Annotated in this window: 8 protein-coding genes; 7 read left to right on the top strand and 1 reads right to left on the bottom strand. The window is 45.9% G+C overall.

Annotation, left to right across the window (positions count from 1 at the left end; all coding sequences use genetic code 11):
- The first annotated feature begins 52 nt into the window (after window positions 1–52).
- The 6 genes from NST04_RS19790 (at window position 53) to NST04_RS19765 (ending at window position 10308) form a co-directional block, all read left to right on the top strand.
- Entirely contained in the window at window positions 53–1639 is a 1587-nt protein-coding gene (locus NST04_RS19790) for an extracellular solute-binding protein (RefSeq protein ID WP_341185761.1), read from the top strand.
- A 158-nt stretch (window positions 1640–1797) separates the two neighbouring features.
- The gene (locus tag NST04_RS19785) at window positions 1798–3495 is read left to right on the top strand and encodes a sensor histidine kinase (RefSeq protein ID WP_341185760.1); all 1698 of its coding nucleotides are present in this window, start codon (window positions 1798–1800) and stop codon (window positions 3493–3495) included.
- Window positions 3495–5117 carry an AraC family transcriptional regulator gene (locus NST04_RS19780; RefSeq protein WP_341185759.1) on the top strand — a complete coding sequence of 541 codons (1623 nt, stop codon included), beginning with the start codon at window positions 3495–3497 and terminating at the stop codon, window positions 5115–5117. Before NST04_RS19785 ends, NST04_RS19780 begins: the two co-directional genes overlap by 1 nt.
- Before the next feature lie 73 nt (window positions 5118–5190).
- Window positions 5191–7422: an FAD-dependent oxidoreductase gene (locus tag NST04_RS19775; protein WP_341185758.1), complete on the top strand. Its 2232-nt coding sequence runs from the start codon at window positions 5191–5193 to the stop codon at window positions 7420–7422.
- Window positions 7423–7439: 17 nt separating this feature from the next.
- On the top strand, window positions 7440–8654 hold the full coding sequence (locus NST04_RS19770) for a GDSL-type esterase/lipase family protein (protein WP_341185757.1): 1215 nt from the start codon (window positions 7440–7442) through the stop codon (window positions 8652–8654).
- 190 nt (window positions 8655–8844) lie between these two features.
- The gene (locus NST04_RS19765) at window positions 8845–10308 is read left to right on the top strand and encodes an alpha/beta hydrolase family protein (protein ID WP_341185756.1); all 1464 of its coding nucleotides are present in this window, start codon (window positions 8845–8847) and stop codon (window positions 10306–10308) included.
- Window positions 10309–10573: 265 nt separating this feature from the next.
- Here NST04_RS19765 and NST04_RS19760 read toward each other — a convergent pair whose 3' ends face one another.
- Window positions 10574–11473, bottom strand: a complete 900-nt coding sequence (locus NST04_RS19760) for an AraC family transcriptional regulator (protein ID WP_341185755.1) — start codon at window positions 11471–11473, stop codon at window positions 10574–10576.
- Between the two features lie 321 nt (window positions 11474–11794).
- On the opposite strand from NST04_RS19760, the gene NST04_RS19755 reads away from it, so the two are divergent.
- Window positions 11795–13216 (top strand): MDR family MFS transporter, encoded by a 1422-nt coding sequence (locus tag NST04_RS19755; protein ID WP_341185754.1) that lies wholly within the window; start codon window positions 11795–11797, stop codon window positions 13214–13216.
- The last annotated feature ends 9 nt before the right edge of the window (window positions 13217–13225 follow it).

The following is a 13225-nucleotide window of genomic DNA, read 5'->3' as shown; positions in this document are numbered from 1 at the left end:
CTGAGTTGTTACGGGGAAACCGTGATAATATAGAAGCAAAGGAGAGGTCATTATGAAGCGTAGAGTCATTACATCTGCTATTCTGACAGCAATCGTGGGGGTGGGAACGGTATTGTCTGGATGCGGGGAACAAAAAGAAGTGAAATCGACAGCCGAGAGTAATTCGCAAGACGAGTCGAATCCCTATGGAACCAAATTAAAAATCTCGATGTTTAACCAAGGCACCTTCAACGCGGCTGCTCCGATTCCTCCCCGTGATGAAGATATCCAGCGCCAAATGCTGGAAAAAGCAGTGAATATCGACCTCGAAATGATGATTCCGCAATCCGGGCAAGCAACGACTAAATTAAATACGCTGATTGCCGGAGGAGATATTCCAGATTTGATCTTCTTAAAAAGCCGGGCTGATCTCGCGCAATATTATGATCAAGGCGTTCTTGCCGATTTGACACCGTATCTGGATCAATTTCCGGCACTACAGAAACGATTCAGCGACGACTCCTGGGAAGCGATGTCCTATCAAGGCAAAACCATCGGCGTTCCAGGTTATGATAATGTAAATGGGATCAGCCGCAGCTTCTTTATCCGCAATGATTGGCTTAAAAAGCTGAACATGGAAGTGCCAACGACCCCTGACGAGTTATTTGAAGTTATGAAAGCCTTTACAGAGAAGGACCCGGATGGTAATGGCAAGAACGATACGTACGGCTTCATCGGCGGTATGAATAAAGAAGGCAATCTGCAAACCTATGGCTTCGATAGCCTGATGTGGATGTTCGGCGTCAATCCTCCTTCGGCCATTGATGTGAAGGACAACCAGCCGGTGTTCCTGTTTACCGATCCCAAAATGAAAGAAGCGCTCGCTTATATTTATAAAATGATGGAGGCCAAAGTGGTAGATCCGGACTGGGTGACGATGAATACTCCCGAATTGCTGGACCAAAAGTTATTTAAGGGCAAAGTCGGCTTCATGATCAGAGATGCCCGCAGGCTGGAGCCGGATTATCAGCAGAAAATGAAAGAAATCAGCGGAGAAGTCCCGGAATGGATCGTCATTCCTCCAATGACAGGTCCTTATGGTGATCAGATTGTAGAGAGAAAATCGTTCCAGGGTAATTCATGGGCCATCTCCAAAAAAGCGGATGAGGACAAAATCATACGGATCTTGGCCATGCTGAATTATCTCTTTACGGACGAGGAAGCCTATCCGAACTTCGCCTACGGAATTAAAGGGATTCACTGGGATGTGATAGATGGTAAGATCAAGAATAAAACCTCCGAATTATCGAAGGAAATGAAAGAAAAATATCTATGGGTTGATCATTACAGAATGCCGCGTCATGGCGATGATGCTGAGTACTTCAGCTTCCAAAATCCTAAGACGGCTGAAGCTTTTAAGAACAATCAGCAATACGTAGCGCCTACGTTACCCGGGAATTTATTGACCGAGGACCCGAACGATACATTGGCAACAGACCGTCAACGTTTTATTAATGAAAGCCTGGTTAAATTTATGACCGGCAAAGATCCGCTGGAAAACTGGGATGATTTTCTCAATACGCTGGAGACCAAGTTTGACATGCAGAAATATAAGGACACAGTCATCAAGCAATTTACTGAAGCGGGCTTAATCAAGTAGAATGCACGAAGCATATACATTCTTATCTTTTAATAAGAGAGCGGCTATCCTTAGCCCCTCTCTTTATTGTCATAGGCTATGATTTCTTTAATCCGGATTTCAAAGGAAGAGGACCGATGCGAAGAAGAATCAGCTTGCCCTTAAAATTATTTTTACTCGTGTTTGCTTTTGTATTAAGCTGCATTATCCTGATCAGCCAATTGTCTTACCGCTATGTCCAAAAGGAAATAAGAACCTCTGACCTGTATTACACCAACCAAATACTTGACAAGGTAGATCAGTATTTCACCGTTAATTTTTCCTCCTTCCAGACCATACTGTTCTCAGTCGAGTCATCGGTGAAAGCCAATATTGGCAATCTGGATGTGATCAAAAAGCAATTAAGAGAGCTGTATGAACTCAACAGTAATTACGTCAGTAATATTTATCTGATCAAAAGCGATTTATCCATTCTAGGCGGAAGTGCGCCTACCCGGATATTCGATGAATCTTTAGCGGAAAGAGAGCCATTGTTTGACGCGGCTGACAAGAATAGAAGGATTACCTTTGTCAGTGATCCTTACAAATCTAAATATTCCGGCTGGACCGTTACGATGGTCCGTTATCTGAACAACGCTCCGTTTCCTATGGCCATTGCGGTAGATCTGGATCTCAATGCCATTGAAGAAACCTTGTTCAAGATTAATACTCAAGAACAAATGAATCTGGCTCTGCTCACCGCATCGGGAAAAATCATTGCCGGATTTTCAGAAAATAAAGGACCCGTAAATATTCAAGATCATACTTTTTCAATCGGTGATACATCAGCGGAGCAAATTCTGGATACTGCAGAAACCAGCCTTCAACTGCATACCAAGGAGGGCCTGCCCGTCTCTCTGCTGAAAAAACCGACGGAGAAATTCAACTGGACACTGATCTCGATCAACGATGAATCCCGCTTGAAAGCTGCGTTGTCCCGATTGGAGACCTATTATATCGGGCTTCTGGCTGCAGGCTTTGTGTTAAGTCTGTTCATCTCTTTGTTGATAGCCAAGTATATAAGAACCCCTCTCCATGCGCTCAAAACAAAAATGAAGCGGGTGGAGCAAGGTATCCTTACAACTCCAATCCCAATTAACCGGAACGATGAGTTTGGAGATCTCTCCCGGGCATTCGATCGTATGCTGCAGCAGATTGTAGAGCTGATCCGGGGAGCAGAGCTTCATCATGAACTGGAGCGGAAGCTGGAAATTCAAGTGCTTCAGTCGCAAATAAACCCTCATTTTCTGTATAACACTCTGGGTTCGATCAGCAATGTCATCCGGCTCGGACGAATAGAGAAAGTAGATGTGGTCATCGAGTCGCTCATTTCAATATTGGAATATGGGATCGCCGATGCTGCGGAGAAGGTCTCCCTGCGTCAGGAATTGCAGAATGTAGCGGACTATATCGCGATCCAGAACATCCGCTATAACCGAAGCTTTCACTTGATTGAAGATATCGAAGCAGGATTAATGGGTTTCCCTGTTTTCCGGATGTTGCTGCAGCCCCTTGTGGAGAATAGTATCTTCCATGGTTATAACGGAGGGGGGATCGAAGGCCCTATTACTATTCATGCCTTCAGGGAGGGCAGCACCGTCATCATAGAAGTCATTGATCAAGGCGAGGGAATTTCAACCGGTATCCTGGAGCATATTCTGGTTTCAGAACCGGGTGATGTGGAAGTAAGAAGGAAAAGAATCGGATTAAACAATATTCATGACCGGATACGGCTTCACTACGGAGAACAGTTCGGGCTCCAAATCATAAGCATACCGAAGCAAATCACCCGTGTTCGCGCCGTATTCCCGGCAGGCTTGTGTAAAGGAGATGCATGATGGTGAGAGACTACACCTGCTTCATTGTTGACGATGAGGATTTAATCATTCAGAGATTGGAATTGTTTTTTGAGGAGCTCTCTCATAGGGATAGACGATTCCGGTTAGTAGGAAAAGCGAATAATGGGGTGGAGGGGTTAGAGGAGATCGTAAAGCTTAAGCCGGATATCGTGATCTCTGATATCGTTATGCCGCGAATGGATGGAATTTCTATGATTGAGCAGCTAAAGCCAAAGCTTTCCCATACCCAGTACATTCTTTTGACTGCCTATTCATCCTTTGAATACGCGCAGCGGGCCATTCAAGCCAACGTATTGGAGTACATTGTTAAGGTTCCGCTAAGGGAAGCGGATTTGGATCGCGCTTTAGCTAAGGCAGCCGGGATTCTAAATGAGGTGAAGACCAAAGAAGCGGAATTTCAATCGTTACACATATCCGTGCTGGAAAATAAATATAGAGTCCGCAAGCAGTTTTTTAATGAGCTGATCCGCGGGGAAATTCCTACTCACCGGGCATCGGATTTTGCCAATCGTATGCAATTCCATTTCTTTCAAGCAAGCTATTGCTGCTTCATTGTGGAAATGAACCGGTATGAGAGCTTCCGGAACGATTATTCAGCTTCAGATCAGAACATCTTGAAATATGCAATTACGAATATCATCGAAGAAACGGTGGTGAGTGGGGGCCGAGGCGTAGCTGCGGATCTATCCGATAATCGTTTTATCGGCTTTCTGTCCTGGGAGAATCATCGCAGCGAGATGGACACAGAATATGCTTGCCATGCATTGGGAAGTCAAATCATCTCCCATTTACAGCAATATATGAATCAAAGGGTATCTGTCGCTTTTGGAGGCCCTCACCGGGGCTGGGAATCCATCAAACAAGCTTACATGGAAGCTAATAGCGTGAGTGAGGATTTCTATTATCATGAAGAGAAGACCGTCACAACACCCATGCATCGCTTACATTATCATAATGACAAACAAGAGGATTTTCAGCAGAAACTGGATGGTTTCCTCCAATGGGTGCAACGAAAAGTATCCAAGGAAGAGCTGGAGAAAGAACTCTCTGATCTGAACCAATGGGTGACGAACTATAAACTTCATAAGTCCATCATGGCGCCTATGCTCCAAAGCTTGTACAGAGATATTACAGCGAAATTCAAATCCCGGAATGCGGTGACTACGGATGTATCAGAGCTTCCGATAAAATTCATGACCTTTCAGGAGCAGCTTGCCTATATTGGCGACTTCACCTTCGAATATGTGCATGCTGGCCAACTTTTACACCGTATAGAAATTATGAGTGCTTTGCGGTATATAGAGCAAAACCTGAAACAGAGAATAACGCTGGAGGCCATTGCCGAGGAAGTGAATTTAGCCCCATCGTATTTCAGCAGCTTGTTCAAAAAAACAATGAATGAGGGCGTGATCAGCTACATCAACCGTAAAAAAATCCAATTAGCTCTAGAGCTGTTAAATATTCAGGATTATTCTTTATTGGAATTGTGTGAGGAAGTAGGAATCGTGAACGAAGGCTATTTTTGTAAATTATTCAAAGATTACACGGGCGTTACCCCTAAGCAATACCGGATCAAAATGACACGGTATGAATCCAAATAAACCTGTAAATTTCTCGCGAAATCCTATAAAAAAAAGGGCAGCTAATGGCTTACCATGATAGCAGGATCTAATCATGGAGGTTATCAAAATGGAGCTAATTAATGCAGATGTAACCGTCGTAGGCGGAGGTATTGCCGGGGTATGCGCGGCCATTGCTGCCGCACGCCAAGGGCTGCAGGTCTCACTTATTAATGACCGGCCGGTGCTTGGAGGAAATGCTAGCAGCGAGGTCAGGGTTCATATCAACGGGTCGGCATATCTCGGAAACAGTCCATCCTATTATGCACGCGAGGGCGGATTAGTGGAAGAGCTCAAGCTGAAGATTTTTCACTACAATCCGTTATACAACAAGAAGCTGATGCTTTCGCTTTCAGACATGGTCTTGCTCGACATGGTTTATGCGGAGCCTAACCTTTCTCTATTTCTAAATACATGCGTGCATGATACGGGCATGGAGAACGGCAGAATTAAATGGGTGGAGGGCCTGCAATTGGCTTCCGAGAGAAAATTCCGGTTCGCAAGCCGAACCTTCATCGATTGCTCCGGTGATGGAGTGGTCGGATATCAGGCAGGTGCGGATTTCCGCCGGGGGAGAGAAGCGAAGCATGAATACAAGGAAGAATTGGCTCCTGAAGCGGCGGATCATTACACCATGGGCGATACGATCCTCTTTCAAGCCCGTGATGTAGAATATTACGTTCCATACACAAGGCCTGACTTTGCCTATGACATTACGAAGCTGGCCTTTTTCGACAGTATCAGACAAGGTTTAAACCACCGGGCAGTACCCAGAAAAATCAATGGACTTGGCGGATTGTGGTGGCTGGAATACGGCGGACAACTGGATACGGTCAAGAATAATGAGGACATCGCATTGGAACTGCGGAAATTGGTGTATGGGATTTGGGATTATATCAAAAACAGCGGCGAATTCGACGATGTAGACAATCTCATCTTGGATTATGTATGCCCGATTCCGGGAAAGCGGGAGTCTAGGCGGTTCATAGGGGACCACATGTTGTCCCAGAACGATCTTACAGCCAAGCCGCATTTCGAAGATGCTGTCTCCGTCGGTGGATGGTATATGGATTTACATGCAAATAAGGGAGTCTACGATGAGGGGCCGGCTACAGCATGGAATTTCGTGCCTGGCTTATACAATATCCCTTTCCGCAGTTTATATTCAAGCAATATTCCTAATCTCATGTTTGCCGGCCGCAATATAAGCGCTACCCATGTGGCTTTCGGATCTACAAGGGTCATGGCCACCTGCGGTTGTATGGGGCAGGCAGTTGGAACGGCTGCTTCGTTATGCGTGAAATATGAGGCAGACCCTGCGGTCATCGCCGAAGCTCATATGGAGGAGCTGCAGGCGCTGCTGCTTCGGGACGGCCAAACGATTGTAGGGCTTCAAGAGGAGTTGAGTCCCTACTTCGCTGACGGATTAACAATTCGTGCCTCGTCTCAGCGCAGTTATGACAATCCTCAGCCAACCGAAGAGCTCTCCCTGGAGAACGGATTATGTTTGGTCTTGCCGATTCAGACATCCGTTGCGGAAAGTGTACGGGTCAAAATTAAAAACAGGTCCGGGCATCCGGAAACCTTGCATGTGAAGCTGTTTGGCGGAGAACGCAAGGAGAACTACATTCCCGCCAGCGGGTTGAACGATTACCGCTTGGAGATTGCAGCCGGTCATGACGACTGGATTACACTGGGCCTGGACTGCAAGAAATCGGCTGACGACAAAATCTACATTGTCTTAGAGGGCTCGGCTAGTCTTGCCGTATACGGCAATGAAGAGAAACTGACCGGAGCGGTCAGCTTCCATTATCGGCCGGAAGAGCCGTCCAGGCTGAAAAAAATCAATAAGAGCATTTGCTTCAAGGACCTGCTCCCGGCTCAGAGTATGTATGCTCCCGAGAATGTTGTCAACGGCTTCTCCAGACCTTATGGCCTGCCGAATGGCTGGATTTCGGAGCGTACGGAAGGACAGGAATGGCTGGAATTCTGTTTTGCAGGACCCAAAAATATAGAGGAAATCCATCTTGTGTTCAATTCACAGCTCGATTTAGAGCATTTCAACGACCCGATCGAGTCCCTTGTGCAAGATTATGAGTTGATCCTGACTCTAGAAGATGGAGCCGAGAGGACCATCCTAACACGCGGGAATTATCTCACATTGAATAAACATCAGGTGGACGCGGAACGTGTAACCCGCGTTCGGATGAATTTCAGCAGAACGTATGGTTCGCCTTATTTTGAAGTGTTTGCAGTAAAATGGTTTGCTCCGAAAATCGATAAATGAGGCAAGGTGATGTCACGATGAAGGAACTATACCCTCGTAGAGGGCTCCCCAATATCATTCAGAAACTGGAAAATGGCGATACCGTAACCCTCGTTTATTTCGGCGGCAGCAATACCCGTTCGGAAGGCTACAGAGTCATGACGGCGGATTGGCTTCGTGAGCAATACCCCCAGGCGGATATCCGTACGGTGAATGCAGGCATTAACGGGACCGGCTCGGATCTGGGCTGTGCCCGTCTGGAGACCGATGTACTGCGTCATCATCCCGATCTGGTATTCGTTGAATTTGTCGGTAACGATGGCGGAGATCCCGAATCCAAGGCGCGGATCGAAGGAATTGTCCGCCAGATCCGCAAGCGGAGCCGGTTTACCGATATCCTGTTTGTGTATACGGTGAAGGAGCGGGATGTGGCCGGATTTCAGTTCGGAGAATACCAGAAAGGGGCTATCATGCAAGAGGAAGTGGCTGACTATTATGGTATTCCTTCCATTCACCTGGGCGTAGAGGTCTGCCGCCTGGTTACTGAGGGGAAACTCGTGTTCACCTCAAGGGAAGAGCTATCCATTCCCGGAGCTGTTATTTTTACGCATGATTCGATCCATCCGACCATTCCCGAAGGACACCAGATATATACGGATACGATCACCCGGTCCTTTGAGATCATACGCGAACTCAGAAGTCACCCGGGAAGGCTGGTACATCACTTGCCTCGAAACCCTTTGGTTCCGGCTAATCCTTGGGAGTATGCGACCATGCTGTCACTGGATAGTCTTCCTAATACTCATTTCACTACAGGTTGGTCTTACCTGACGCCCGAGGAATCTGCTGTAGTGCGTGAGTACAATTGGCTGTTCCCGGGCCTATGGCAGGCAGCCGATCCTGGAGAGGCGGTCACGGTTCAGTTCGAGGGGACCCGTATCGGGTTATTCGATATCGGGGGGCCGGATTCCGGCAGATTGAAGGTGTCGGTGGATGGCGGGGACCCCCTTATTATCGATCGGTTCACCCATTACAACGATCATAATCGTAATCAGTATGTATTCTTGCCGGAGCTCCCGAACGGGAAACATACGGTTCGCTTTGAAATCGATCCTGAGAAGACAGACAAAGCAGCCGTGTTCGAGGCAGCCGGCAATGAACGAAGTATGGAGCATATTCGGCAGCATCCAGAGTGGTATGATCAAACAGTGATCCGGCTTGGGAAGCTGTTACTGGTGCAGCCACCCTTATAATGGATGATTAGACATTGGACAATGGAAGAACCCTCAGGAACGCGACCCTAGCGTGCTGAGGGTTTTAGCTTTGGATTCATTTCTTTTGTCCGTTCATATTCAGTTCATATTGACGTCACGGGGAGTACACCTTCATTGGTTAAGCTTACATTTTACCAGAAGAAGTAGTAGTAGAAAGAGAGGGAGTAAGATGAGATTATTTGAGGTACTTTTAGTTCTATCCTGTTTCGCACTGCTTGCAGATCTATTGTTTATCAGAAGAGGTGCAAAGACAACAGGACTGGTTTTGGGGATAGGAAGCAGCGTTATATTGGCAGTTCAATTATGGGTAGAGGGATACAGATGGCAATTGCTTGTAGTATATATCATGACGGCACTGCTCATACTCATCGTTATCATCAGGCATTTAGGTAAGATGAGGAATATACAGAATATAAAAGCAGGGAAGCTGTTGAAATATAGTTCGTCTTCCATCATCGTCATTCTGCTTGTTGTTTCTACCGCCCTGTCTGTATACTTGCCAGTCTTTCATTTGCCGAAGCTTAAAGGTCCGGAGAAGGTGGGGACTCAAACCTTTCATTTTACGGATCAGAACAGAGATGAAGTCTTGACTGAAGATCCAAGCGATAAGCGGGAACTAATGGTTCAAGTGTGGTACCCTACAGCAAATAACAGCAACAAGAAGAGTGAAGCTCTTTTTCCAAAAGATAAAGCAATGTTCAAAAAGTATATCCAGACCTATTCTAATTCATTAAACCTTCCAGACTTTGTCTTCGATTACTGGAAATATAGTAAAACCAACTCTTATGACAATGTAGAACTATTGCCTTCTACAAGCCCTTATCCGGTGGTGCTGCTATCGCATGGTATGGGAACCAGCAGAGTTCTACACGCCTCACAGGCCGAGAATCTGGCTAGCTATGGGTTTATCGTGGTCACCATCGATCATACGTATAGCACCTTTGCTACTATTTTTCCGGATGGCCGGGTAACGGACTATACCACCAAGATGACTACCGTAGAAGATCGCAGAAGAATCGCTACTATATGGACGAAAGATGTGGAGTTTGTAATTAACGAAATTGAAAGGCTAAATTCAGGTGCAATCGACAGTCAATTTAAAGGAAAAATCGATCTAAACCATCTAGGCGTAATGGGGCATTCCTTCGGGGGGGCCACAGCGTTTAATACAGCATATTTAGATCCTAGAATCAAGGCCGGAGTCAATATGGACGGGTCACTGATTGAAGTGGACAATAGAGAGGATCTAAACAAGCCGTTTATGTTCATAAGATCGGGTGCGTTTAAAGGCTGGTTAACCGATTTTAAGAAGGATACCCATCCGGATAACGAAGTCACTAAACAACTTGAAGAAGAGCTGCACATTATTAAAAATGTGATCAATCAGGGAGGGCCTGCGATTTATATAGAGGGTACCCAACACTTCAATTTCACAGACCTTCAGTTCTATTCTGAGCTGATTAAACTGACTGGAATCACAGGAGATATAGAGGGTAAAAGAGGATCAGACCTCGTAAATCAATATGTCCTCGATTTCTTTAATAAGGAATTGAAAGGAGAAGGGGGACAACTGCTTAAGGGTCCAAACGACAGCTATCCAGAGGTGAAATTCATAAAGCCGGAAGACCTTTAAGATGATATATATACGATTTTGACATAATTACAAACGATTTCGGGAGCAGCCTCCCCTTCTTTATACTATTCTGAGAATAGAAATAAGAAGGGGGGCTGCTTATGATACTTCAGGTTGCGATAGGAATTCTGTTGCTTCCATTTCTGTTTTTCGGTATACGGGCTATAGTGCATTCTAAATGGTGTGACAAACTAGCCAGTCAGCAGGATGAACGGTTCACTCATTATATCAGTCAAGAATACGTTGACGGCAAGGAGTGCGGCCGTTAAGTACCGTTGCCCGCAGCAGCAGATTGCTTGCGGAAGTCTTGCGGAATTTGTCCTAATTGTTTACCGAAGACATAAGAAAAATAACTTGCCGTTTGAAATCCGCAGGCCATGGCGATCTCTCCCACAGGCATCGTTGTCTCTTTCAGCATCTCACAGCTTTTTTGAAGACGATAGCGGGTTAAATAATTATTAGGTGTCCAGCCAACATGCTTTTTGAATAGCTCACAACATCTGCTTCTGCATACTGAACCGACAGCGGCAATCTCATCAATGGTTAGTTTAGCGTCATAATGCTGGTGAATATACCCGGTCATTTTACGGATCGTCATCCATACCTGTTCATCATTCGGATTGCCCGGTGCTTGCTGTATATGATCAGCTATACCCGCACATATGGACACAACCTGGGATACTAACCGGAGCAGTTTCCCTTCATGGCTGTGCACTTCATTATACAACTCAGTTAGTGCGAGCAGTATCTCATGCTGCCAAGACGTTTGAGAAGATAACAGTAAAAAATCATCGGTTCCGGAACCGAATTTTTCTTCAAGATATGCTTTTCCCGCAAGCGTATTTTCGCCTAGAAGTGCAGGATGAATGACGATGACCAGAAAAGTACAATCGCTCTCCCTAGTAGAGAAGCCATAGTGGAGGCGTTTACTGTTAACAAAAATTCCGTTCCCTTTACCGAGCTGGACCGTTTGTCCGTTCACATAGTAATCCATTGTCCCGTCCAGCACCAAAATAAACTCCAGATCCGGGTGCCAATGATAAGCGGCCGCGAAGCGGTCGAATTGATGCAGTGCTCCTTTTTTAGCATACAGCGGGAAACCCGGCAGATTATAATTCAGTCTTTCAGATAAATCAGAGAATACCTCGAGAGCGAATTTTTCCATCGCTACACCTCATTCATGGATTATACGATTTTGATACAATAATAACTGATTGAAGAGGGGAAAACAAAAAAATGTCATAAGGAGCCGAGCTTACTTAGATTAAAATAGGGCATTGGAAGAGACTACGAGCTAACGTATCTCTAACTCAAAAACAAGGGGTGTCTTATAAGCCATGAAATGGCTTATAAGACACCCCTTTTATTCTAAGAAAACCGCACAGCCAATAACGAACATCATTCTTGACGAACACTGTTCGTTATGTTATAAATGTATCAGCTTAACTAATTCATACGCTTATGTAAGGAAAGGAGGAGAGCGTGTATGTCAGATACAAATAGCAGCCAAAGTGTGCAAGCAGCCTTTTCCTTAAAGCAGATTTTGCCCATACTTCTAGCTGTTGCTTCAGGAATGTTCCTGGTGATCTTAGACAGCACCATCATGAATGTGGCCGTACCGAAATTAGTGAATGCCTTCGATACCAATCTCAGTACGATTCAGTGGGTCATTACGGCGTATACCTTATCTTTATCGGCAGTCATTCCGTTAGCCGGCTGGTTCTCTGACCGGTTCTCACCCAAACGGATGTTTATGATTAGCATTGTGTTATTTGTTCTCGCTTCTGTACTGTGTGCAATAGCAACCACTCCTGGTCAGCTTATCGTTTTCCGCATCATTCAAGGTTTGGGCGGAGGCATGGTGGCTCCGATCGGAATCGCCACGGTATTCATGGTCGCTCCACCTGACAAAAGAGGATCTGTCATGGGCATCCTCGGTATCCCGATGCTGCTTGCTCCCATTCTTGGTCCCTTATTATCGGGCTGGCTGATCGAGTACATCAATTGGCACTGGATCTTTTTCATCAATGTACCGGTTGGCATCTTGGCTTTATTCATGGCCTGGAGATACTTGCCTGCATCGGGTGCAAAAGCTAACAACAAGCTGGATGTGACAGGCGCGCTTTTGGCTCCGGTTGCCTTTACTTCAATTGTATTTGCCGTACATCAGGCAGGAGAGAAGGGGTGGTCCAATCTATGGACGTTGGCTCCTCTGGCTTGGGGCCTGGTTACACTGGCCATCTTTATCTGGAATGAGCTGCGGCACAAGCATCCGCTATTGGAGCTGCGAGTATTTCGTTCGCGCACTTTTGTGCATGGCATTTCTGTCGCCTGGCTGAATCAAATCGCTTTATTCGGAAGTATTCTGTTATTCCCTCTGTATTTACAGCAAGTAAGGGGGCTAACCCCTCTTGAGGCTGGGTTATATGTGATCCCGCAAGCCCTGTTATCTACGGTCGGCATTAATGCTGGCGGCCGGTTGTTTGACCGTTTCGGTGTTCGCCCGGTAGCCATCATGGGTATTCTGTCACTTTGCGGGTCCTTACTTGCTCTGACGCAGATTGATGCCCATACCAGTACGTTATACATCATTTGCAGCTTTGCTTTTGCCGGGCTTGGGCAAGGATTAACGATGATGCAGATCAATACACATGTCCTCAGATCAGCTCCCAAGGAATTAATCAGCCGTGTTACACCCATAACCACTTCAGCCCAGCAGATTATGTCCTCCTTCGGCGTTACCATCACGATGGCTTTTCTGGCCAAACAAATCAGGGGACTTCCCGCACAGCATTCACCCGATCAATTAGGTCATGCCTTCGGCTCAACATTCTGGATTACTTTAGGTTTTGCAGTTAGTGCATTGGTTTTATCTTTGTTTTTTGCAAGCAAGAAGCACGATTCCTGAGAAAATAAT

The sequence above is a fragment of the Paenibacillus sp. FSL H7-0756 genome (assembly GCF_038006765.1).
Lineage (GTDB): Bacteria > Bacillota > Bacilli > Paenibacillales > Paenibacillaceae > Paenibacillus_AQ.
This window is presented reverse-complemented; position numbering and strand designations above follow the sequence as displayed.